Below are 23150 nucleotides of genomic sequence, written 5' to 3'. Positions count from 1 at the left end.
CGCTTGTTCAATGAAGCCCACGTTGCCTCACGCGATCGCGACGATCTCCAGCTCCTGGGCGCCCGAGCCTGCGACGTCGCCCACGGCCTTGCCCATCAGCTGCCTCGCCACCGGCGAGACGAACGAGATCGAGCCGGCCTTCGGGTCGGCCTCGTCCTCGCCGACAATGCGATAGGTCTGCACGCGGCCATCGGCGCGGCTGAACGTCACGGTGCTGCCGAAGGCAACGGTTTCGGTCGAGGCGGGGTCGGGGACGACCTGTGCGGTGCGGAGCCTTTCCGTGAGATAGCGTGTGTCGCGCAACGGAACCGCCGACTGCCGCCGCCGTTCGTTGACGTCGTCCAGCCGCTGCGCGGCCTCGTAGGCCTCGCGTGCCTCCAAGAGCTGGCGTTCCAGCGCCCTGCGTCCTGCTTCGGTCACCAGATTGGGATGCGGCGATATGGGGCGGTCCGGCAACAGCGTTTCGGACGCGGTCTCGGCACTTTCTTCCTTGGTGAAGGCAACGCTCAATCCAGAACTCCATCGATCGAGCGGGCATTATATCCCCGCCTCACGCGCTCCGCTAATGCCCGATGGGATTAGGCTGGATCGTCATCGCACCCTGGCTCGTTGATCACGCATGATCCTTCCGGATCATGCGCTAGTGCGACGCCGGCCGTTCCGCCTTGCCTCGACGACCGAAGCGGTTCTTTACACCCTCGCGCCAGCCCTGGAAGGTGACAAACAGCATCGGCACCAGGAAGATGCCGATCGAGCTGGCGGCCAGCATGCCGCCGAACACCGCGGTGCCGACCGCACGGCGGCTGATTTCCGCGGCGCCGGTCGCGACCACCAGCGGCACCAAGCCGAGGATGAAGGCGATCGAGGTCATCATGACCGCGCGGAAGCGCATCTGCGCGCCCATCGTCGCGGCCTCCGTGATCGGCCTCCCGGCCTCGCGCTGCTCCTTGGCGAATTCGACGATCAGGATGCCGTTCTTGGCGGCGAGTGCGATCAGCACCACGAGACCGATCTGGCCGTAGAGATCGAGGTTGAGGCCTGCGAGCTTGATGCCGAGATAGGAGCCCAGCACGCCGACCGTGACCGATAGCAGCACCGGAATCGGGATCGTCCAGCTCTCATACAGCGCCACCAGGAACAGATAGGCGAACAGCACCGCGAGCGCGAGGATGATGCCGGTCTGGCCGGAAGCCGCCTGCTCCTGATAGGCCGTGCCGGTCCATTCATAGGAATAGCCTGAGGGCAGCGTCGTCTTGGACAGGTCGGCCATCGTCGCGATCGCGGTGCCCGAGGACACGCCCGCCGCCGGACTGCCGTTCACCGTGACCGAACGATAATTGTTGTAGCGCGTGATCACCTGCGGGCCGGTCACGATCCGCAAGCTCGCGATCGAGCGGATCGGCACCATCTCGCCGCCGGTGTTGCGCACATAGATCTGCCAGATGTCGGGGATGTCGCGCCGGTCGGCCGCATCGCCCTGCACGTTGACCTGCCAGGTGCGGCCAAACAGGTTGAAATTGTTGACGTAGATGCCGCCGAGCGTGGCCTGCAGCGCGGTGAACACGTCGGCCATGTTGAGGCCGAGCGCCTGCGCCTTGGCGCGGTCGATATCGAGATAGACCGATGGGTTGGTCGCGGTGAAGGTCGAGAACACCCGGGCCAGATTTGGATTGCGGTTCGCAGCGCCGATCAGCCCGCTCATCACGCTGCTGAGCGAAGCCGGATCCTGCCCTTCCAGCGCCTCGAGCTGATATTCGAAGCCGCCGGAGGTCGAGAGCCCGATGATCGGTGGCAGATTGAACGGCAGCACCGAGGCCGAACGGATCTGCGACCCCGCGATGAAGGTCTGCCGGATCGCGGCCTGCACCGAGTCGGTGACGGCCTTGCGGTCCGCGAACGGCTTCATGCGCGCCACCATGAATGTCGAGTTGGGCTCACTGGCGCCGTCGAGCAGCGAGAAGCCGATGATCGACAGCACGTGGTCGATCGCCGGATTCTTCTTCAACAGCGCCTCGACCTGCTTGGTGACCTCGCTGGTGCGCGCCACCGAAGCGCCGTCAGGCAGCTGCACGGCGATGAAGAAGGCGCCCTGGTCTTCCTCAGGCAGGAAGCCGGTCGGCGTGATCTTCGACACGCCGAACACCGCGCCGGCAAACACCAGCACCGCGACCAATGACAACACCGCGACGCGGACCAACCGCTGCACCACGCTGGCATAGCGGTCGCGCACCCAATCGATGCCGCCGAGCACCCGTCCCATGATGCCGCGGCGCGGTCCGCCGTGGCGCAGGAACACGGCGCACAACGCCGGCGACAATGTCAGCGCATTCAGCGCCGAGATCACCATCGCGGCGCTGATCGTCACCGCGAACTGGCGGAACAGCGTACCTGATATGCCCGGGATGAACGCGATCGGCACGAACACCGAGAGCAGCACCAGCGAGATCGCGATGATCGGCGCCGTGATCTGCGCCATCGCCTTCTTGGTGGCGTCGGCCGGCGACAGCTCCGGCTCCTCCTCCATGACGCGCTCGACGTTCTCGACAACGACGATGGCGTCGTCGACCACGATGCCGATCGCAAGCACCATCGCCAGCAGCGACACCGTGTTGGCGGAATAGCCGAGCGCCAACAGCACCGCGAAGGCGCCGATCAGGCTGACCGGAACCGCGACCGCCGGGATCACCGTGGCGCGCAGATTGCCGAGGAACAGGAACACCACGATCACGACGAGCACAAAGGCCTCGCCGAGCGTCTTGATCACTTCCTTGATCGTATCGGAGACAAAGGTCGTGGAGTCGTACTGCACGAGGTAGGTCAGCCCCGGCGGAAACCGCTCCGACAACTTCGCAAGCGTGGCCTGCACGGCCTTGGCCGTGGTCACGGCATTGGCGCCGGGCGCAAGATAGATACCCATCGGCACGCCGGGATTACCGTCGATCCGCGACTCCGAGTCCGAGTTCTGTGCGCCGATCTCGACGGTTGCGACGTCCCTGATCCGCAGCACCGAGCCGTCCGGATTGGCCCGCAGCACGATGTCGCCGAACTGCTTGGATGTCGTCAGGCGGCCCTGGGTCTGCACGTTGAACTGGAATTGCTGGTCGTTGCTGATCGGACGCGCGCCGATGCGGCCGACCGGCGCCTGCACGCTCTGGGCACGGATGGCGGCGATCACGTCCGACGGCGCGAGATTGAGGCTGGTCAGGCGCTGGGTGTCGAACCAGATCCGCATCGAATAGTTCAGCTTGGCGAACAGCGAGGCCTGTCCGACGCCGGGCGTGCGCGAGATCGCGTCCAGCACGTTGATGATGGCGTAGTTGGTGATGAACAGCGGATCCTGCTCGCCGCTCTTGCTGTAGAGCACGATGAACTGCAGCACGGCCGAGGATTTCTTCTGGACGGTCAGGCCCTGCGCCTGCACCTCGGTCGGCAATTGGGCCAGCGCGCTCTGCACCCGGTTGTTGACGTTGACGGTGTTGATATCAGGGTTGGTGCCGAGCGCGAACGAGACCGTCAGCGTATAGCTGCCGTCATTGCCGCTGGTCGACTTCATGTAGAGCATCTTGTCGACGCCGACGACCTGCGCTTCCAGCGGCTGGGCGACGCTCGATTCCACGACTTCGGCCGATGCACCAGGGAACACGGCCGAGACCGTGACCTGCGGCGGCACGATGTCCGGGAACTGGGCGACCGGGATTTGCATCAGCGCCAGCGCGCCCGCGATCGTGATCACGAACGCGATGACGATCGCAAGCCGCGGACGATCGACGAAGACAGCGGAAATCATGGGTTATTGCCCGTCGCTTTCGGCGTGCTGCTGGCGCCGCCGTCAGCCGAAACCTTCATGCTGGACTGGATCAGCGCGCTGGCGGGTCCCGGCGCAACCACCTCGCCCGGCCTGACCTTCTGCAATCCCTCGACCACGACCTTGTCACCGAGCGCGATGCCGCTCGTCACCGCCGCGATCGTCGACGTCGATTGCCCCAGCTGGATCCGCTTTTGCTCGGCCTTGTTGTCCGCGCCGACGACGTAGACGTACTCGCCCTGCTGGTCCGACAGCACCGCCGAACGCGGGATCGCCAGCACCTCGACCGGCTGCACGCCTTCCAGCAGCACGGTCACGAACTCATTGTCGGTGAGTTCGCGGACCGCACCGCCGGCTGCGACTGATGTGTACGTCGACGGATTGGGGATGGTACCGCGCAAGGAGATGGTGTCGGTGTTCTGAGCGATGGTGTTGTTGACGAAGTTCAGCTCACCAACCTTGTCGTAGAGCCGGCCATCCGTCAGGCGCACCCGGATCACGACAGCCTTGAAGCCACCGCGCGTCGCATAGCGATCGCGCAAATCGAGCGCCTCGCGCACCGGCACCGGGAACGTGACATACATCGGGTCCTGGCTGACGATGGTCGTCAGGGTTCCCGAGCTCGGCGTCACGACGTTGCCCTCGGTGACTGCGGTGCGTCCGATCCTGCCGTCGATCGGCGAGCGGATCACAGTGTAGTCGAGATTGATCTGGGACAGGTCGACCTGGGCCTGCGCGGCCTGCACCTGTGCCTCGAGGCTTTGCTGGTTGGCGACCGCCGCGTCGACGTTCGATTGCTGGCCGGCCGGTCCGCCCATCAGGGCCTTGGCGCGATCAGTGGTCAGCTTGGCGTTGACCAGCGTCGCCTGCAGCTGGGCGACCTGCGCCTTCTTCGAGGCCAGGTCGGCCTCGAACGGGCCGCGCTCGAGTTGATACAAGAGGTCGCCGGCCTTGACCTCGGCACCCTCGACGAAGTTCCGCTTCTCAAGGAACGCCGTGACGCGCGCCACCACGTTGACGCGGTTGGGGGCCTCGATGCGCCCCAGGAACTCATTGGTCTCGGTGACCGGTCGCTTCACCGCCTCGAACACGCCGACGGCAGGAGGCCCGGGCGGCCCCGCCTGAGCATAGGCCGCCGACATCCCGATAGCCGCCAATCCCGCCGATACCAGAAGCCCTGCCAATCCACCGAGCATTCGTTCCGTACCACTCATGCTGTCCAACCCTTCGGCTACCAACAAGCTCTACGAGACGGATATGACGTCGAGTTCCCTCAGACCGAAGAAGGTCAGGATGGGCTAGGTGCATCACAGGAGATCATAACGCGCCCAATCCGACAATCCTGTAACGTGCTCGCCGCCGTGCCGGCGTCACCGGCGGCTGATCGCCTTGAAAGGCGACGTAACGCTGCAATGCCACGGCGACTGCATCCGCGCCGACAGGCCGCGGGGCGCACGCCGCGGACACCGACAACTCTCATGAATGTGACGCGAGAAGGCGTGACCTGATTGAAGTCAGGCGCGGGAGCTTGCAGGACGGTGCAGGCCCGGCGGCGTATCGCAGCGTGGATGGCCGCCGCCCCTCACAACGCGATCGCGTTCTTCAAACGCGACGTCTCTTGATAGGCCGGCGATGCCAGATGGCCGTACAGCCATGGCCTTGCGCGCTTGCCGCTGGCCTCGTGCCCGCCGTCGAAGATATCCATGTCAATCAGATGCGGATGAGCTGATGACGCATAGACGGATCGCATCTCTGCGAACTTCTCATCCCGCCCGAGCTCGACCGCGTTTGCAGCATCGCGGCTACCGATCTCGACGAACAGCGGACACGGACAGAGCAGATACGCGAGCTCCGCGCCGGTGTATTTGGCACGGCTGTTGGCGAAATGAATGTAGGCGGCAAGTTCGATGCCGAGGTTCTTGCTGATGGCGGACGACATCAGAAACTTCTTCTCATCACGCATATATCCGGAGACGACGGTCGGCCGCATCCGCCCCGTCGCGGCTTCCAGGTGCAGCGCGAGAAAGGCGCCCGAGGACACCCCATAGACCCCGACATTCAGACCGGCCGCTCCGGTCAGCTTCCCGCAGACGGTTTCGCCGGCGTCGATCGATGCGCACGACACGTTGTGCGCGGAGACGCCATGGGATGCCAGCATCGCGGCAATGTTGTTTTGGCTCTCCTGATTTCCGATCTGCACGATGTAGGGACACCACACGACATAGCCGTCCTGGCAAAGCTGCTTGCCAAGCGCGTTCATGTAGTCCTTGTCGGCGTCATCGAAGCATCGTTCCGGCGTGCTCGCCATACCGTGGCCGAGCAGGATCAATCCCTTGAACGGGCCGTCGGGAATCCCGAGACATCCGCGCACCGGCACGCCGCATTCCAGATCGAACTCGACCTTCACGACCGAGAATCCATCCGCCGTGCCGCGCCAGAGAATCCGGATATCGTCGTGCGATGGCCGATACAGCCGCCGCTCCCGGAACAGCGAGCGCATCTCCCTTCGGATGTCCGGGCCGGTGGCAACTGCGCGCAGCTTTCCTCGGGTTGCGATATCGAAGAACGACCGGCAGAACGTATCGTAGCCCAGCGCCGGTAGATCGACATTCGCGCAGGAGCCTTGGCAGTGACTGAGCATCAGCGTGTTGCCGGTGACGGATGAGGGTCCGACCAGCGTCATCAACAATCCTGAAAGCGCCCTGCGGCTGATCATCGGCCCTCCCCGAGCCGGCGATGGCTCGGCTGACTGTCAGCGATCTCCGCCTAGCAGGCGCGACAAGTGGCGCGGATACAAATTAAAGGATGTTCATGGTCGAAGGATCGCGCGCAGCGTTGCAAACGTGTGACGCTCGCAGGCCTTGCGCCGCAGCCATTCATGCCGAATACATTTCGAGATGCTTCGGAAATATGTCTGACTGTCACGCGGGTTCAATTTCGCCACACGCGGCGGCAATCGTCAGGTCTTGACCGTCAAGCGGCGGCCGCTCGCACGGCTGCGGCTGCAACTAAGTGCTGATGTCGGGAGGGCACCGAGGTGTGATCCCAACAGCTTCGGGCGCGAGCTTCCTGCAAGCCTCGCCATTCGACCAATTCATCCGCTTCCAAGCATCCAGGCAACCTCCTCCCCCGACTCCGGATCGCGTCACCGCAGTTGTCGGACGTCGAGGTTCCAGTCATCATTCCGCAGGCCTGATTGCCCTGCGAGACCGGGAATGGTTGCCAGTCCTGCCTTTGCCGAATTCCTGCGCGAGCAACTGGCGCCGCTCGGCCGCATCACGATGCGGCGCATGTTCGGCAAGACCGGCGTGTTCTGCGACGGCGTGATGCTCGGGATGGTCACCGACAACACATTCTACGTGCGGGTCGACGATCAGAACCGCGAGACCTTCAGGGAGGCCGCGACGAGCCCGCCGCTCAACTACGCCAAGCAGGGCGCGACCATCGACCTCGCGTTCTGGCGGGTGCCGGAACGGCTGTTTGATGAGCCCGACGAACTCGTCGTCTGGGCGCAGGCTGCGCTGGCCGCCGCGCGCCGGGTCGCAGCCAAACGAGCCAGGTCCTCCGCGCCCGTGCGAAAATCGCGAACAAGCCCGGCGAAACGCCGCAATTCCTCGTGATGCGCGCGGACGCGCCCCGGGAAAGCCCGGACTCGTGGCTTGGGCTGAATTGCTTTACGCAATATTTTCGCGGTCGATGGGTTAATCTGTTGGGCAGCAATATTTCCTGGAATGACCGATGGCGAACGACCTGCACGAGCATCTGATTGACCTGGCCTATGAGGCCGCGGTCGTCCCCGAACTTTGGCCGAACGTGCTGCATCAGGTCGGCGGGATCGCGCGGGCGCGCGGTATCGTGCTGCTGACGGCAGCCCCGCACGACGTCCGCTGGGTCGCATCCCCCGACATGCACGACGACACGGTTGCCTATGTCGAGGGCGGCTGGCACGAGCGCAACGGGCGGTTGCCGCGTCTCCTCGCGGCCAACCATGCCGGCTTCCTGCGCGACATCGACGTGTTCGATACGCCCGAGGACGTGCAGCAGGATTTCCAGATCCGCGAGTTCTTCCGCCCGCGCGGGCTCGGATGGGGTGCCGGTACCGCGATCCCGGTGCCGAGCGGCGACGTGCTGATCTACAGCGTCGAACGCGAATACCAGCACGGACCGATCGAGCGGGAAGCGATCGAGCAGCTCGACGCGCTGCGCCCGCATCTGGCGCGGGCGGCGCTGCTGTCGGCGCGGCTTGGAATGGAGCGCGCCAGGGCGGCAACCGAGTCGCTGGCGATGCTTGGACTGCCCGCGGCGGTGCTGCGGCGCGGCGGCCGTCTGATGGCGGCCAACACGCTGTTCGACCGCCTGGTGCCCGACGTGATGCAGGATCGCATCGATCGCCTGACGCTGGCGGCAACCGCCGCCGATGCGTTGTTCGCGCAGGCGCTGGCCGCGCTCGATCAGGGTCTCATCGGCGTCGAGGTCCGCTCGGTCCCGATCGCGGCACAGGACGATCGCCCGCCGCTGATCGTGCACCTGGTCCCGATCCAGGGCGCAGCGCGCGACCTGTTCGACCGCGCGCTGGCAATCGTGATCGTGACGCCGGTGGTGCCCGCAGAGGTGCCGACCGCGGAAGTGCTGCAAGGCCTGTTCGACCTGACGCCGGCCGAAGCGCGCGTTGCGCGCGGCATCGGCGAGGGACGAACCGTCGAGGCCATCGCCGTCGCATTCGGCGTCTCCCGCGAAACGGTGCGCAACCAGCTCAAGGCCGTGCTGGCGAAGACCGGGCTGGGCCGACAGGTGGAATTGGCCGGACTGCTCGCCGGCGCCAAGGTGCCGCCGGGTTCGTCTGTGGACTGAGACTCAAGCTGCGTTCAGACGAGCCTGGAAGAAACCGGCAACACGGTTAACCGCATCGGCAGTCATTGGATCATTGTCGGCGAAATCGAAACCGTGCGCCTTGCCCGGATATCGGACGATCTCCGCCGCGGCGCCGACCGACTTGCCGAGCCGGACAAGCGCCTCACCGCTGGCGAGCGGCACGTTGCGATCGGCCTCGCCGTGCAGCTCGATCATCGGCGGCAGACGCTTGACCTGCGGCGCGATCTTGTCGGGCATGCCGCCATACAACACGGCCAGCGCAGACACCCGCTCGTCGCGGGCCGCCGCGGCCGCGGCAACGTAGCCGCCTAGCGAAAAGCCGAGCAGGCCGATCCGGCCGGAACTGTCCGCGCCCGCCAGCACCGCTGACAGCACCGACGAGACCCGCGTGGCCCAGGCATCGAAGCGCCCGGTCTCGTAGGCCTCGCGGGTTTCGCGCGTGTTCAGCGTCTTGAATGCCTGCTCGTCGGCCGGCGTGTAGTAGCGAACCAAATAGGCGTCGATGCCGTCTGCCGTCAGCGCGTTGGCATAACGCTGATAGGCCTGCGGCCTCAGATCGAAGCCGCGCGAGCCGTGCAGGACAAGCGCGGCCGGCCGTTTGCCGGGGCGCCCGGACGCGAAACGGTTGAGCGTGACCGGGCTTTCGCCGGCATCGACAGTCAGCGTCTCGGCCGGCGCCGCAAGTGAAGGCGACGCCGCCAGCAGAACAAGGCCACCGAGCAGGCTTCTTCGGCTGATCGCTTGCATCGAAACCTCGCCTGGACTGCGCGGCCCCCGGCCGGCCGCGCCGCTATATCATGCCGAACTGCACGCCCGATAGAGCGCGCAATCATCCGCCGGGCCACACCCCTCGGGGCATCGCAAAGGATCGCATGTTCAAACGGCGCGGGTTGCGCTAGTGATAGCTCCCCCTCCTCCCACCGTGCGCCCACCCCGGCGTACGTCCAGTCAATGAGTGTATCTGAATGGCCGAAGCCGACCTCGACGCCGTCATCCGGCAAACCGCAAGAGCGCAGACCAAGGCCGTGATGGCGGCTGCCAAGAAGCGCCAGGCCGTCTGGGTCGCGCGCGCCGCCAAGGCCAAGGACAAGGAGACCAAGGCGCGCTTCCGCTTCCTGGCCAAGAGCACGATCCTGAACGCGACCGCGACCACCAAGCGGTTGCAGAACTCGGCAGAGAACGCCGCCGACGCCTATGCCCGCGCCATGAAGAAAGCGATGGAAGAGCCGCCGCCGGCCAAGAAGGCCGCGAAGAAGAAAGAGGACGCTTAATAAGGAGCGCGCATGCTCACCGTTCACCATCTCGGCAAGTCGCAATCGGAGCGGATCGTCTGGCTGTGCGAAGAGCTTGCGATCCCGTACGAGCTGAAGTGCACCACCCGCGACCCGGTCACGATGCTGGCGCCAGCCGATTACAAGGCGCTGCATCCGATCGGCGCCGCGCCCGTCATCACCGATGGCGCCCTGGTGCTGGCCGAATCCGGCGCGGTCGTCGAATACATCGTCGCCAAATATGGCAATGGACGGCTGACGCTGCAGCCCGACCATCCCGACTTCGCGCAGTTCCTGTACTGGTTTCACTTCGCCAACGGCACGCTGCAGGCGCAGATGGGCCGCAGCATGATCCTGAACCGCCTCAACCTCGCGGCCGACAATCCGATGCTGGTTGCGACCCGGGCGCGGGTCGACCGTTCGTTCGACCTGATCGAGGCGCGGGTGCGCGACGCCGAATATCTCGCGGGCGAGACGTTCACGACGGCCGATATCATGATCGGCTTCTCGCTGACGACGATGCGCTATTTCCTGCCCTACGACCTCGGCCGCTGCCCCAACATCAGGAACTATCTCGGCCGCATCGCCGCACGCCCGGCCTATCAGCGCGCGATGCAGAAGGGCGATCCGGGCATGGCGCTGCTGCTGACGTGAGATCGTGATGCCGCGTTACGTCGCCTTGCTGCGCGCGGTCAATGTCGGCGGCACCGGCAAGCTGCCGATGACCGAGTTGACGGCGATGTGCGTCGACGCGGGATTTGCCGACGTGCAGACCTATATCGCCAGCGGCAATGTCGTGTTCTCCTCGAAGCTCGGCGCGCCAAAGGTCAAGGCCGCGCTGGAGAAGCGGCTGCACGCCTATGCCGGCAAGCCGGTCGGCGTCGCGGTGCGGAGCGCGGACGAGATCGCCGCGGTGCTGAAGGCCAATCCGTTTCCGAAGGCACCGCCGAACACGACGGTCGCGATCTTCCTCGACGAGCCACCGCCCAAGGACGCCCTGAAGGACATCAAGGGCCAGCAGGACGAGCAGATGCGGCTCGGCAAGCGCGAGATCTATGTCGCCTATGGCAGCGGCATGGGCCGCTCGAAGCTGAAGATCCCCGCCGCCGCCAACGGCACCGCGCGCAACCTCAACACGATCGCGAAGCTCGCCGAGCTCGCGGCGGGCGATAATTAAGTCTAGGTCACAGGCCTTACACCCGTCATCCCCGCGCAAAGGCTTCGCCTTTGTCGCCGGAGGAGCGCGTAGCGCGTCTCGAAGGATGCACAGCCCGGCTGGTGGCCGATTCATCCTTCGAGACGCCGCTTCGCGGCTCCTCAGGATGACGGTTCAGGTGCTTCGACTCGCGGGTGCGCAAAGCGCTGCTAGCTAGCTCTCGCGCACCGCAAATCCCTCGGCGCCGAGCCTCGCCAGCACCTCTTCCAGATGCGCGCGGTCGCGGGTTTCGATCACGAGCTCGAGCAGCGTCGCCTTGGCCGGCAGATCGGAAAAGGTGCGCTGGTGCGAGACCTCGATGATGTTGGCGCCGGCATCCGCAAGCAGGATCGACACCGCCGCGAGCTGTCCGGGCCGGTCGACGATGTCGAGCGCCAATTGGGTCAGCCGCCCCTCGCGCGCCAGCTCGCGGGTCAGCACCGAGGCGATCAGCCTTGTGTCGATATTGCCGCCGGTCAGCACGAGGCCGACTGAGCTGCCGGCGAAGCGTTCGGGTGCCGCGAGCACCGCCGCGAGGCCGGCGGCACCGGCGCCCTCGACCACCGTTTTCTCGATCGAGATCAGGGTCGCGACCGCGCGCTCGATCTGGTCCTCACTGACCAGCACGATGTCGTCGACGAGTTCGCGGACGATTCTGGTGGTGATCTGCCCGGGCGCCTTGACCGCGATACCCTCCGCAAGCGTATCGCCGCGCATCGGCAGCTGCTCGCCTTTGATGGCATTGTACATCGACGGATAGAGCTGGGCCTGCACGCCGACGATTTGCACCGACGGCTTGATCGCCTTCGCGGCGGTGGCGATACCCGAAATCAGCCCGCCGCCGCCGATCGGCACCACCAGGATATCGAGCTCCGGCACCGCCTCGAGCATTTCGAGCCCGATCGTGCCCTGTCCTGCAATGATCAGCGGATCGTCATAGGGGTGGATCAGGATCAGGCCGCGCTCTGCGGCATGCGTGCTGACGAACGCGAAGCATTCCTCCAGCGTCTGTCCGGTGATGATGACCTCGGCGCCGTGCCGCCTGGTGTTCTCGATCTTCACCATCGGCGTGCCCACCGGCATCACGATGGTGGCGGGGACGCCGAGCCGCCTGGCGTGATAGGCCACGCCCTGGGCATGATTGCCGGCCGACATCGCGATCACCCCGCGCTTGCGCTCTTCGGGGGACAGCGCCTGCAGCCGGTTCAGCGCACCGCGCTCCTTGAAGGTCGAGGTGAACTGCAGGTTCTCGAATTTGAGGAACAGGCGGCAGCCGCAGATTTCGCCCAGCGTGCGGCTCTCGTTGCACGCCGTGACCATGACCGAATCCCGGATCACGTCGGCGGCACGGCGCACGTCTGCAAGAGTCACGTCAGCAAGGGTGACGGCGGTAGTATCGGAAGGATGCGGCATCGGGTTTCGCTTTGGACCGTTTCGTCAAACGGAACCTAGCGTGTTTCGGTGCCGAAAACGACCGCGCTATCGTACGGTCAACACCGGTTCCTCCGGCTTGGCCGGCCCGGCCAGCTCGATCTCATCGCATTTGGGGCAAATCAGCGCGGTCCGGAAATGCTTGTCGAGCACAATGGTGCGCATCCTGCCGCACCGGCAGCGCATCGGCTTATCCATGGAAGATCGGCCCGGGTTCGAGATGCAAGGAAAGCGTACGCTTAGCTATCCCGGTCCGGTTAACCCAATATGACGTGCCGCCGGAAAAATCAGAAGAAGCCCGCGCTCAGATCGAGGCCATAGCTTGCCCTGAGCACCGCGACGAACAACGCCGCAAAGGCGAACAGCAGGACATGCCGAGCGATATTGCTCCGAAGCGAATTGGCCGGGAATACGCGCGCGATCGATTGAGCCAAAGCAGTCATTTGCGACCTCCAGAGCCACGTCCCGAAGTTAGGTCGCGCGCGGGGCCATGAGGTTCAACGCGGCTCGCGGAACGGCCGGCGGCGCACCGATGCACTCGGCTCCGGGTCACGCTGCGGCCGTGCCTTGTTCCTGAAGCGGTGACCGACCACGATCAGCTTGCCCTCTTCGCGGATTGCGGGCTCGGCCAATGGCACAGGCGGCAGATTATCTTGCGTGACGGCCTCCAGCGCGCGCAGGAACTCACGACCGGCCGCTGTGATCTCCCAGCCTTCGACGTCACGCAGCACATAGCGATTGCTAAAGATGTCGAGTTCGAAAACCCGAGACGCCAGGCGCTTGATCCGCGCATGCCAATCGTCGCCGCTCGAGGAGAGAATGGCGAGGTCGTGCTTGAGTGAATCGAGCGTGGCTCTCCCGCTGACGTGACTGGCCAATATTTTTAGAATCGCAACCTGTATGCTCAACTCAAAGCCTCGACCGCCACGGTTCTTTTTGTTCTGCGCAGCCGATCTGGAAATTATCGTGCTGATGACTCCAACGTCCAGTCATCAGCGCCAGTTATCCAGAAGACGGCATGACGGTATCGATTTACGCTGCGCGTGATGTACCGACGCGGCGCTCAGGCCGCTGCGACGACATCGATTCCTCTTCCGTATCCTGCGGCGCGCCCCAAAATTCCCGCACCGTCGGCCCGTGCCTCAACCTGCGAGCGCGCAGGAAGCCGAGAATCTCGTGCGGCCAGACCCGGCGTCCCATCTGCGTGTACCAGCGCATGGCATGACGAAGTCCGGCGTCGCGATGCAACAGCACGCGGAGCAAGGCCTTCGGGCGGCATTGCAGCACCATCTCGGTGAACTTGAACCAGAGCAGCACCCGCCACGGCGGCATGTGCCGTGTCGCCAGCACCTGATGCTTGTAGTCCCAGAGCCGGCGATCGGTCTGGATGACGCGCCGTTCTGCCGCGAGACGGAAATACGGCGTCCAGCGATGCGGCGTGACGTATAGCATCTGGATCTGATCGGGATCGTAGGACAACAGCTGCCGCAAACCGCGCCAGTGATCGCGATCGGTCTCCTCCTCGAAGCCGACCACCCAGGTCGCCATCGACAGGATGCCGTGCCGGCGCATCAGACGGATGGCCTCGCGATCGATCGTGGTGGTCGCGCCCTTGCGGATCAGCTCCAGCGTCTTCTCGTCGGTATTCTCCATGCCGAGCAGGAAGCGCTGCCAGCCAGCCTTCTTGTAGAGATGCAGGATGTCGGCATCGCGGACGATGTCGTCGGCGCGGGTCGAGCCGACCAGGATCAAATCGACATTCTCCGCGATCAGGGCCTCGAGGAAGGTCCGCCAGGCTTTCTTCGAGACAGTCGGGTTCTCGTCGGCGAAGTTGATCACCTTGACACCGTGCTCGCGATGGAGCCGTGCCAATTCCTTGGCAAAGCGCACGGGATCGCGGTGCCGCCATCGAGTCCAGAAGCCGCGCTGGCCGCAATAGTTGCAGAGATGCGGACAGCCGCGCGAGAACTGCACCACGACGGCGCGCAGCCCTCCCCAGTAGCTGTAGCGCGCGTGATCGATCAACTCCCAGCCGACGCGATAGGCATCGAGATCGCGGATGACGGGCGCGGGCCGTGTGGCACGCGGTCCACCATCGTCGCGGAATGCGATGCCGTCGACGCTGCCGAGATCGCCGCCATATTCCAGCGCCCGCATCAGGCGGCGCACAGTCTCTTCGCCCTCGCCGCGCACGATCGCGGTGACGTAAGGCTCCTCGCGCAGCACTTCACGCCAGTGATAGGTCGGGAATACGCCGCCATAGACGATCAGCGTCCCGGGCACCGCCCTGACGATCGCCTGCGCCACCTCGGTGATGACCGGATGGCCCGAGGTCGAGCCGGAATGGCCGAGCAGGACCGCATCCGGCGAAAACCGCGATGCCTCCGCCAGGATAGCGGCAAGCGGCATCGGCCCGAACTCGGCATCGAGAAGCCGGACTTCATGTCCATCGTCGATCAGGGGACCGCCGATCGACAGCAGCCCGAGCGGCGGCAAATGATCGTCGGGGATCCGGCTACCGATCGCCGGATGAGGCACGTTGATGAGAAGAATGCGCATGGATGATCGCTCCCGCTTTGGTTGGCGTGATCGTTCGTCCCCGCATCTTGTGTAAGGAGAGCCCAACCCCCGGCCGGGCTTTAGGAACTACTGGAAGCGCGACTGCGCGCTAGAGGTTCGCCACCTCTGCCGGCGCGATCGCGGTCAGTCCGCCGAAGCGGCGCTCGCGGCGATTGAAGGAGGCGAGCGCGTCGGCGAGATCGTGGGCATTGAATTCGGGCCACATCCGCTCGGTGAAATGCAGCTCGGCGTAGGCGCCTTCCCAGAGCAGGAAGTCCGACAGCCGCTTCTCGCCCGAGGTGCGGATGATCAGGTCGACGTCGCGCAGGCCGGCTTCGCCGGTGATGAGATCGGCAAAAGCCTCGCGGCTCAGCTGGCCTGCACCGGCGGCACGCGCGGCGGCGTTCAGGATGGCGTCGCGCGCCGAATAGTCGATCGCGATGCGCAGATGCAGCGTGGTGCCGTCCGCGGTCTCGGCCTCGGCGCGCGTGATCGCGGCGGCGATGCCGTCGGGCAGCCGGTCGCGGCGGCCGATCACGGTGAGACGAACGCCGTTGCGCACGAGGGCTGCGATCTCGTTGGCGAGATAGAACCGCAACAGCCCCATCAGCGCCGTGACCTCGGCCTTCGGACGGCGCCAATTGTCGCTCGAGAACGCGTAGAGCGTCAGCGTGCCGACGCCCTGGTCCGGTGCGGCCTCGACGATGCGGCGGATCGCCTCGACGCCCGCCTCATGTCCACGCAGGCGCGACAGGCCGCGCCGCGTCGCCCAGCGGCCGTTGCCGTCCATGATGATACCGACATGGAGCCTTGCCACGGCTTCCGGCTTGAGCGCAACATTACTTTGCATCACAAAGTCTCCGGGTAAAAAATGGAATAATCAAATCGTCTGAACGCCGAGCCGTCCGGGCGCGCCTTCGTGCTTGCCGGCGGCTTTGGCCGCGTCGCGCACCAGTTGCTCGAGCACAGCGAGATAATCGAGGAAGCGGCGGCGGCCACTCTTGGTCAGGCGACAGGTGGTGTGCGGACGATTGCCTTCATAGCCCTTGATGACGTCGACGAGGCCGGCCTCCTGCAAAACCTGCAGATGCCGGCTGAGATTGCCGTCGGTCAGGCCGCAGAGCTGCTTGAGATCGGCGAAGGCGAGCCCCTTCGGATGCGCCATCAGCGAGGTCAGCAGGCCGAGCCGCGCCTTCTCGTGGATGACGCGGTCGAGGCCATCATAAGCGAATGGCGCGGTGGTCACGTCAGTCTTCGACATCATTGCCTCCGGAAGCGAAATACAACAGTGCTGCGAGCAGCAACTGGCCGATCGCGAATGGCAGGCCCATGGTCCAGGGCGACAGTGTGTGGCTCTGGCTTGCGATCAGCAACACCGTGAAGCCCGACAGGAAATACCAGGCGCCGCCGAGCGCGATGGTGCGCGGCAGCAGCCGAACCGAGGCGAATACGCCGAGGCTGACCAGCACCTGCCACAGGCCGGGCAGCATCCACAGCGTCTCGGGCGCGAATTTCCATTGCAGGATCGCGAGCAGCACGCCGGCGATAACAGCCGGAACGAATTGCTCGATCGCCTGCTGGACCATCGCGTCCGCCAGGCCCGAATGATGCCGCCGCGAGCGCGCCTGCATCTCGATCCAGATCAAGACCGCAGAGAGGAACGCGGCTGCGGCCCAGCCCGCGAGGAATACGATCGGATGGCCGGTGGGATCGGCGAGCCAGAGATATTGGGCAAGCGCCGTGACCAGCGCGATGCCGCTGGTGGCGGCGACCGTCGCCGGACCGTAGCCGCGGAATGCGGTTCCTGCCGCAATCTGGCTGCGGATCGCGAGAATATCGGCCAACGCCTTGTCGAGGTCGCGCATGATTCGCCCGAACTTTGTAATGCAAAGTATACGGGATCACCAAGCAAACGCAAGCGGCAACGCGCCACTTGCCGCGCGTGATGTTTAACAGCCAGTTACTGCACGGATTGCGGCGAAAGCGCGACGCCTCAGACCTTCACCAGGCTGGTAAAGCCGCCATAGATCATGCGCTTGACATCGAACGGCGCCGTCTTCGGATCCATCGACGACGCCAGGCGAGGATCGGCCATCACCTTGGCGTTGATCCTGTCGCGCTGGGCGCGCGACTTGTAGGTGATCCAGGCGAACACGACGGTTTCGCCGGCCTTCAGTTTCACGCTTTGCGGAAACGAGGTCAGCTTGCCCGGCTTGACGTCGTCGGCGACCCATTCGCGATAATCCAGCGCGCCGTGTTCGCGCCAGACCTTGCCGGCCATTTTCGAGAGCTGGGCGTAGGCTTTGAGTTTCTTCTTCGGCACGGCGACGACGAAACCATCGACGTAGGGCATGGGCGTTTCCTGTTATCTGGTTCCCCGTCATTGCGCGGAGCCAACGGGGCGCGCACTCGCGCGACCTGTTGGCTCGCAATGACGATCAGGAGTGACAGCAGGATGCCTGAACCGGCGCCGGTTGGTACTGGTCACGTAGCCGCACCCAATCCATCGGATAGGGCAACCCTTCCTCGTGGCGGCCGAGCGGCGTCAGGTCGAGATAGTGATAGGCGGCATTCATCATGTCGAGGCCGCGCGCGAAGGTCGAGTAGGTGTGGAACACGCTCCCTTTCTCGTCGCGGAAGAACACGCTGATGCCGGGCAGTTCGGGACCATAGAGCGGGGTCGTTCCATAATTGTATTTCGCGTCCCCCGCATCGATCTGGCCTTGCGTGAACGACACGCCGTAATCGTAATTGAAGTCGTTGGCGCCCGACGACACCCAGTCGAAGGTCCAGCCCATCCGCTGCTTGAAGGCCTCGAGCTTGGCCAACGGCGCAAGCGAGATCGCCACCATCGTGGTGTCGCGCGCCGCCAGATGCGGCACCATGCGGTCGAAGCCGTCGACCCAGAACGAGCAGCTCTTGCAGGCTGCGTCCCACTCCGGCGCGAACATCACGTGCTGCACCACGAGCTGCGGCCTGCCCTTGAAGAGATCGCCGAGCGTCACCTTGCCATCCGGTCCGTCGAACACGTAGTCCTTGTCGACCTTCACCCACGGCAGTTCGCGGCGCTCCTGGCTCAGTGCCTCGCGGGCCCGGGTAAGTTCCTTCTCGCGGGTCATCAGCGCCTTGCGGGCCGCGATCCATTCGTCACGCGAAACGATCTTGTGCTGTTGCATGAGATGCTCCTTTGCGGTTCAGGCGTCGACGTATTGAGCGAGATTGCCGAGGAATTCGGTCCAGCCGCGCTGGTGGTTGTCGCGCGCGGTCTCGTCGACGAACTGCGCGTGATGGAAGGTGAGCAACGTGCCGCCGGCGTCGGGCTTGATCGACACGGTCACCTCGGACTCGCGCTCCGGCGTCGAATGCCAGGCCCAGCTGAACACCAGCCTCTCGTTCGGCACCACCTCGCGATAGACGCCGCCGACCTCGTGATACTCGCCGTTGGTACCGGTGAACTTGATCCGGTAGCGTCCGCCGACACGGACATCGAGTTCGGCCTGCGTCGTGCCGGGCTTGACCTGGCCCGGGCCGAACCATTGCACTAGGTTTTCCGGCTCGGTCCACGCGGCGTAGACTTTTTCCGGCCGGGCGCGGAGGCGCCGCGTGAGGGTGAGGCTTGGGCGCGCGGCGAGGCCGGCGTCGGCTGCGGATTGGTTTGCCGATTTAATTGCCATGGGTCTTCCTCCACAAAAGCGGCGAGGCGGTCGAGATTGTCGGACCAGAATTGCGCATAGCGATTGAGCCAGTTCATCGCCTGCTCCATCGGCCTCGCGGTGAGCCGGCACGCCACCGTGCGGCCGGTCTTTTCGCGCGCGACCAGGCCGGCATCCGTGAGCACGTCGAGATGCTTCATGATCGCCGGCAACGACATCGCGAATGGCTGCGCCAGCTCGCTCACCGACAGGCTTTCCTGCTCGCCGAGCCGCGCCAGCAGCGCGCGGCGGGTGGGATCGGAAAGCGCCGCGAAGGTGCGGTCCAGCGTCTCGTCTTGATACTTAACCATTTGGTTTAGTATAGACGCAAACGGCGCGGCGTCAAGCGCCCGGCTTCACGATCACGTCAATGCCGGGGCGCCACGACGCCGGATGGTTGGGACGATCGGCAGGCAGAGCGCAGAAGCGCCCTCCCGGCCGGCGGCTACTGCCGGTGGTGCCGATGCCGGTGACGGTGCGGCAGAGGCTGCTCCAGCTCGAGCTGCTCGCGAAACAGGACGCGCGGATTTTCTCCGCAAGCAAGAAAGCGTCCGGACACGCTCGCAAGGCACTGATCGTAAGTCCGATAGGCGCACTCGCCGGGATAGCCGAGGCTCGGGCCCTGTGCGCACCACGGGTAATCATAGGGATCGGCCGACGCCCGATCGATGCCGGCCACGCCGGCCAGCGTCATCGTTCCCATCATCAGCACTGCCAATCGCAATGTGCGCATGATCCCACCCGTTCCGGTCCTGAAGAGCCGCAGTCAATCAAGCGCGGCATAACCGGTATGGTTCCTGAAGGCCACTCTATTCCGCATCAAGATCAGTCAACTTTTTGCAGCCGGAGGGCAGGACAAGTCCGCCCTCGCGGCCGGATTCGTCCCGCGCGTGCAGCGTGCGACTACTCGACCTTGAGGCCGGCGAACTCGACCACCTTCTTCCACTTGTCGGTCTCAGCCTTGATGTCGTTGCCGAAGGCTTCCGGCGTCTGGATCAGCGAGTCGCCGCCGAGCTCGACCAGGCGCTTCCTCATGTCGGGCTCGGCGAGCACGGCGTTGATCTCGGTGTTGAGCTTGGCGACCAACTCCTTCGGCGTGTTCTTCGGCGCGCCCATGCCGAACAGTGCGCTCGCCTCATAGCCCTTCACGGTCTCGGCGATCGCGGGCACGTCCGGCAATTGCGAGGAGCGCGCCGTCGTGGTCACGCCGAGCGCGCGCAGCGAACCGGAGCGGATGTGCTGGATGATCGAGGGCATGTTGTCGAAGATCACCTGCACCTGGCCGCCGAGCAGGTCGGTGATCGCAGGCGCGGCGCCGCGATACGGCACGTGCTGCATCTTGCAGCCCGTCATCGACATGAACATCTCGCCGGAGAGGTGCACCGAGGTGCCGTTGCCCGATGAGGCCATGTTCACCTTGCCGGGATTGGCCTTCACATATTCGATGAACTCGGCGACGTTCTTCGCCGGCACGTCCTTGTTCACCGTCATCACGTTCGGCACGCGATTGAAGGAAGCGACCGGCGCGACGTCGCGCACGAAGTTGAACTTCAGATTGGCGTAGAGCGAGGCGTTGATGTAGTTCGCCGGATTGACCAGCAGCACGGTGTAGCCGTCCGGCTCGGCATTGATCGCAGCTTCCGTGCCGATATTGTTGCCGGCGCCCGGCTTGTTCTCGATCACGAACTGCTGGCCGAGCTTCTCCGACAGCCGCTGCCCGATCAGGCGCGCGATGATGTCGGTGGCGCCGCCCGGCGGATAGCCCACGATCCAGCGCACCGGCCGCGCCGGATAGTCGGCAGCCGAAGCGCGGCCGATCGCGAATGTCGAAATCCCCGACCCGATCAGGCCCAACGCGGCGCGGCGTGAAATCATGAAGTCTCTCCCAATCCCGCAGGGTTTGACCCCTGCCCGTTTCTGTTGCGTTGCGTGCGGCGCGGTTCTAACAAACAATGTCTGAAGCGGCCAGTGCGACACGTGCGACACTGACCGCGACGAAAGACTAAGCTGCAACGCTCCGGACCGAAGAGGATCGATCATGTCCGTCAAGGTGAATGGGCTCGACCATCTCGTGATCAACGTCACCGATGTCGTGCGCTCGGTTGCCTGGTACAGCAGGATCCTCGGCATGGAGGTGAAGGTGTTCGACCCCGGCAAGGGCAAGACACCGCGCACCTCGCTGGTGTTCGGCAAGCAGAAGATCAATGTGCGGCCGCGCGATGCCGACAAGGTGGAATGGTTCACCGCTGATCATGAAGCGGCCGGCAGCGACGACCTCTGCTTCCTCACCTTGAGCACGCCCGAGGCGGTGGTCGCGCATCTGAAGGCCCATGGTGTCAAGATCGAGGAAGGCCCCGTCGCCAAGCAGGGTGCGCGCGGCACGCTGCGCTCGGTCTATTGCCGCGACCCCGACGGCAGCCTGATCGAGATCTCGTCGTATGAGAGGGACGCAACCTAGCGATCGTTCGTCATTGCGAGCCAACTATTCGCGCGAATGTACGCTCGAAGACAGGCTGCGCGAATAGAGTCATCCGTTCCGTGCGACGGAACGGATGGCTTCGTCGCTTCAGCGCAAGATTGTTTTGCAAATCCCGATTTGCTCTCGGCGCACACCGATGGCAGAACTGGTCCCAACCAAGATCGATGGCGGCCGGCAAGGCTGCGCGGGAGGACATATGACCCATTCACAGCCAGTGCCGGGCATCGTGGGACCGTTTGCGGGGCTCGACGTGCCATGGCTGCTCAGCATGCGCGCCGAGGTGCGTCGCGATCATCCGTTTCTGGTCTGGGCGCCGTTCGATGCGCCGGCGCGGCGCTGGAGCTACGGCGAATTCCACGAACGCGTCGGCGCGCTCGCGGCCGGCCTCGCCGGGCGCGGCATCAAGCAGGGCGACTATGTCCTGATCCATCTCGACAACTGCGTCGAGGCGATCATGTCGTGGTTCGCCTGCGTCGAGCTCGGCGCCATTGCCGTCACCACCAACACCCGCTCGGCTGCGGCCGAAATCGAATATTTTGCCGGCCATTGCGGCGCGGTCGCCGCGATCACTCAGCCGGCGTATGCCGAACTGATATCTGCCAACTGCAAGGGGCTGCGCTGGATCGCGGTGACCTCGCATGATGCGGGGCAGGCGCCGGCACAGGCGCCCGCGCGGGGCGACAGTTTTGACGCGCTGTTCGCCGACAGCGCCGATCGGCCGAAGCGTCCGATCGATCCGCTCGCACCGTGCAGCGTGCAATATACCTCAGGCACCACGTCGCGGCCGAAGGCGGTGCTGTGGACGCATGCCAACGCGCTGTGGGGCGCCAAAATCAACGCCGCCCATCAGGACCTGCACGCCTTTGACGTGCACCAGACCTATCTGCCGCTGTTTCACACCAACGCGCTGGCCTATTCGATGCTGGCGAGCCTGTGGGTCGGCGCGACCTGCGTGATCCAGCCGCGCTTCTCGGCGAGCCGCTTCTGGCCGGTCGCGCTCGAGCACGGCTCGACCTGGACCTCGACGATCCCGTTCTGCATGAAGGCGCTGCTGGAGCACGAGGTTCCGAAGAACCACAAGTTCCGCCTCTGGGGCACTGCCGTGAACGAGCCGCCGGCATTCGCGGTGTTCGGCATCAAGATCATCGGCTGGTGGGGCATGACCGAGACCATCACCCACGGCATCATCGGCGAGGTCGACCAGCCGAACCCGCCGATGTCGATCGGCCGCGCCGCGCCGGAATACGAAATCCGCATCACCAACGATGATGGCGCGCCGACCGGCGTCGGCGAGACCGGCAATCTCCTGATCAAAGGCATCCCCGGCCTGTCGCTGTTCGCCGAATATCTGCACAATGAGAAGGCCACGCGGGAGAGCTTCGACGAGCACGGCTATTTCATCACCGGCGACCGCGTCACGATGCTGGAGCGCGGCTATGTCAGGTTCGGCGATCGCTCCAAGGACATGCTGAAGGTCGGTGGCGAGAATGTCGCGGCCTCCGAGATCGAGCAGGTGATCGCGGTGGTGCCGGGTGTGCGCGAGGCCGCCGTGGTGGCGAAGAAGCATCCGATGCTAGACGAGGTGCCGGTCGTCTTCATCATCCCGCAAACCGGCGTCGCGGCGCTGCCCGCCGACCTGCACGACAAGGTCATGACCGCCTGCCGCTCCGCGCTCGCCGACTTCAAGGTGCCGCGCGAGATCCGCTTCGTCGACGAGATGCCGCGCTCGACGCTGGAGAAGGTTGCCAAGGCAGAGCTGCGGAAGATGCTGGAGTAAGAACGGCGCTCTGCCTCGCCGTCATTGCGAGCCAACGGGTCGCGCGAACGCGCGCCCGATGACAGGCTC

At 64.9% G+C, this 23150-nt stretch carries 24 protein-coding genes and 1 pseudogene; 7 read left to right on the top strand and 18 right to left on the bottom strand.

The window, feature by feature from the left end; genetic code table 11:
• Positions 1–27: 27 nt before the first annotated feature.
• The 4 genes from greA to Q0030_RS19570 form a co-directional block, all read right to left on the bottom strand.
• Positions 28–510 carry a transcription elongation factor GreA gene (gene greA / locus Q0030_RS19585; protein WP_298370472.1) on the bottom strand — a complete coding sequence of 161 codons (483 nt, stop codon included), beginning with the start codon at positions 508–510 and terminating at the stop codon, positions 28–30.
• A 130-nt stretch (positions 511–640) separates the two neighbouring features.
• Positions 641–3787, bottom strand: a complete 3147-nt coding sequence (locus tag Q0030_RS19580) for a multidrug efflux RND transporter permease subunit (protein WP_298370469.1) — start codon at positions 3785–3787, stop codon at positions 641–643.
• The gene (locus Q0030_RS19575; RefSeq protein ID WP_298370760.1) at positions 3784–4947 is read right to left on the bottom strand and encodes an efflux RND transporter periplasmic adaptor subunit; all 1164 of its coding nucleotides are present in this window, start codon (positions 4945–4947) and stop codon (positions 3784–3786) included. The genes Q0030_RS19580 and Q0030_RS19575 overlap by 4 nt, the downstream gene beginning before the upstream one ends.
• Positions 4948–5387: 440 nt before the next feature.
• Positions 5388–6521: a hypothetical protein gene (locus Q0030_RS19570; RefSeq protein ID WP_298370466.1), complete on the bottom strand. Its 1134-nt coding sequence runs from the start codon at positions 6519–6521 to the stop codon at positions 5388–5390.
• Between the two features lie 499 nt (positions 6522–7020).
• Between Q0030_RS19570 and Q0030_RS19565 the strand changes: the two genes are divergently transcribed.
• Complete coding sequence (locus Q0030_RS19565) at positions 7021–7425, top strand: TfoX/Sxy family protein (protein WP_298370464.1); 405 nt, start codon at positions 7021–7023, stop codon at positions 7423–7425.
• 118 nt (positions 7426–7543) lie between these two features.
• On the top strand, positions 7544–8656 hold the full coding sequence (locus tag Q0030_RS19560; protein WP_298370461.1) for a helix-turn-helix transcriptional regulator: 1113 nt from the start codon (positions 7544–7546) through the stop codon (positions 8654–8656).
• 3 nt (positions 8657–8659) lie between these two features.
• Here the strand turns inward: Q0030_RS19560 and Q0030_RS19555 are convergent, their stop codons facing one another.
• Positions 8660–9424: a dienelactone hydrolase family protein gene (locus Q0030_RS19555; protein ID WP_298370458.1), complete on the bottom strand. Its 765-nt coding sequence runs from the start codon at positions 9422–9424 to the stop codon at positions 8660–8662.
• A 218-nt stretch (positions 9425–9642) separates the two neighbouring features.
• Here Q0030_RS19555 and Q0030_RS19550 point away from each other — a divergent pair, with 218 nt between their 5' ends.
• From Q0030_RS19550 to Q0030_RS19540, 3 genes are read left to right on the top strand one after another with little or no spacing between them, the layout of a single operon-like run.
• A complete protein-coding gene (locus Q0030_RS19550) occupies positions 9643–9948 on the top strand; it encodes a hypothetical protein (RefSeq protein WP_298370455.1) in 306 nt (101 codons plus the stop codon).
• 12 nt (positions 9949–9960) lie between these two features.
• Positions 9961–10602 (top strand): glutathione S-transferase, encoded by a 642-nt coding sequence (locus Q0030_RS19545; protein ID WP_298370452.1) that lies wholly within the window; start codon positions 9961–9963, stop codon positions 10600–10602.
• Between the two features lie 7 nt (positions 10603–10609).
• Positions 10610–11125 carry a DUF1697 domain-containing protein gene (locus tag Q0030_RS19540; protein WP_298370449.1) on the top strand — a complete coding sequence of 172 codons (516 nt, stop codon included), beginning with the start codon at positions 10610–10612 and terminating at the stop codon, positions 11123–11125.
• A 192-nt stretch (positions 11126–11317) separates the two neighbouring features.
• On the opposite strand, the gene Q0030_RS19535 is transcribed toward Q0030_RS19540, so the two are convergent.
• From Q0030_RS19535 to Q0030_RS19475, 13 genes and pseudogenes are all read right to left on the bottom strand, one after another.
• Positions 11318–12556, bottom strand: a complete 1239-nt coding sequence (locus Q0030_RS19535; protein ID WP_298370446.1) for a threonine ammonia-lyase — start codon at positions 12554–12556, stop codon at positions 11318–11320.
• A 305-nt stretch (positions 12557–12861) separates the two neighbouring features.
• On the bottom strand, positions 12862–13017 hold the full coding sequence (locus Q0030_RS19530) for a response regulator (RefSeq protein ID WP_298370443.1): 156 nt from the start codon (positions 13015–13017) through the stop codon (positions 12862–12864).
• A gap of 54 nt (positions 13018–13071) precedes the next feature.
• Positions 13072–13482: an aminoacyl-tRNA deacylase gene (locus Q0030_RS19525; RefSeq protein WP_298370440.1), complete on the bottom strand. Its 411-nt coding sequence runs from the start codon at positions 13480–13482 to the stop codon at positions 13072–13074.
• A gap of 124 nt (positions 13483–13606) precedes the next feature.
• Entirely contained in the window at positions 13607–15133 is a 1527-nt protein-coding gene (bchE, locus tag Q0030_RS19520; protein ID WP_298370437.1) for a magnesium-protoporphyrin IX monomethyl ester anaerobic oxidative cyclase, read from the bottom strand.
• Positions 15134–15242: 109 nt separating this feature from the next.
• The gene (locus tag Q0030_RS19515; RefSeq protein ID WP_298370435.1) at positions 15243–15983 is read right to left on the bottom strand and encodes a di-trans,poly-cis-decaprenylcistransferase; all 741 of its coding nucleotides are present in this window, start codon (positions 15981–15983) and stop codon (positions 15243–15245) included.
• Between the two features lie 30 nt (positions 15984–16013).
• Positions 16014–16394 (bottom strand): transcriptional regulator, encoded by a 381-nt coding sequence (locus tag Q0030_RS19510; RefSeq protein ID WP_223971751.1) that lies wholly within the window; start codon positions 16392–16394, stop codon positions 16014–16016.
• Entirely contained in the window at positions 16381–16998 is a 618-nt protein-coding gene (locus Q0030_RS19505; RefSeq protein ID WP_298370429.1) for a hypothetical protein, read from the bottom strand. The genes Q0030_RS19510 and Q0030_RS19505 overlap by 14 nt, the downstream gene beginning before the upstream one ends.
• 128 nt (positions 16999–17126) lie before the next feature.
• Positions 17127–17486, bottom strand: coding sequence for a DUF1428 domain-containing protein (locus tag Q0030_RS19500; RefSeq protein ID WP_298370426.1), 360 nt, complete (start codon positions 17484–17486; stop codon positions 17127–17129).
• Positions 17487–17571: 85 nt separating this feature from the next.
• Complete coding sequence (locus Q0030_RS19495) at positions 17572–18309, bottom strand: thioredoxin family protein (RefSeq protein WP_298370423.1); 738 nt, start codon at positions 18307–18309, stop codon at positions 17572–17574.
• A gap of 18 nt (positions 18310–18327) precedes the next feature.
• Positions 18328–18690, bottom strand: a pseudogene (locus Q0030_RS19490) (SRPBCC domain-containing protein); the annotation flags it as partial.
• Positions 18675–19136, bottom strand: a complete 462-nt coding sequence (locus tag Q0030_RS19485; RefSeq protein ID WP_298370421.1) for a metalloregulator ArsR/SmtB family transcription factor — start codon at positions 19134–19136, stop codon at positions 18675–18677. The gene Q0030_RS19485 and the pseudogene Q0030_RS19490, both read right to left, overlap by 16 nt.
• A gap of 134 nt (positions 19137–19270) precedes the next feature.
• On the bottom strand, positions 19271–19519 hold the full coding sequence (locus tag Q0030_RS19480; RefSeq protein ID WP_298370757.1) for a DUF3551 domain-containing protein: 249 nt from the start codon (positions 19517–19519) through the stop codon (positions 19271–19273).
• 209 nt (positions 19520–19728) lie between these two features.
• Positions 19729–20700: a tripartite tricarboxylate transporter substrate binding protein gene (locus Q0030_RS19475; RefSeq protein WP_298370419.1), complete on the bottom strand. Its 972-nt coding sequence runs from the start codon at positions 20698–20700 to the stop codon at positions 19729–19731.
• 163 nt (positions 20701–20863) lie between these two features.
• Between Q0030_RS19475 and Q0030_RS19470 the strand changes: the two genes are divergently transcribed.
• A complete protein-coding gene (locus Q0030_RS19470; protein ID WP_298370417.1) occupies positions 20864–21283 on the top strand; it encodes a VOC family protein in 420 nt (139 codons plus the stop codon).
• Positions 21284–21500: 217 nt separating this feature from the next.
• Positions 21501–23081 carry an AMP-binding protein gene (locus Q0030_RS19465; protein ID WP_298370414.1) on the top strand — a complete coding sequence of 527 codons (1581 nt, stop codon included), beginning with the start codon at positions 21501–21503 and terminating at the stop codon, positions 23079–23081.
• The last annotated feature ends 69 nt before the right edge of the window (positions 23082–23150 follow it).

It is taken from the genome of uncultured Bradyrhizobium sp., from assembly GCF_947648125.1.
In the GTDB taxonomy this organism is placed as follows: Bacteria; Pseudomonadota; Alphaproteobacteria; order Rhizobiales; family Xanthobacteraceae; genus Bradyrhizobium.
This window is presented reverse-complemented; position numbering and strand designations above follow the sequence as displayed.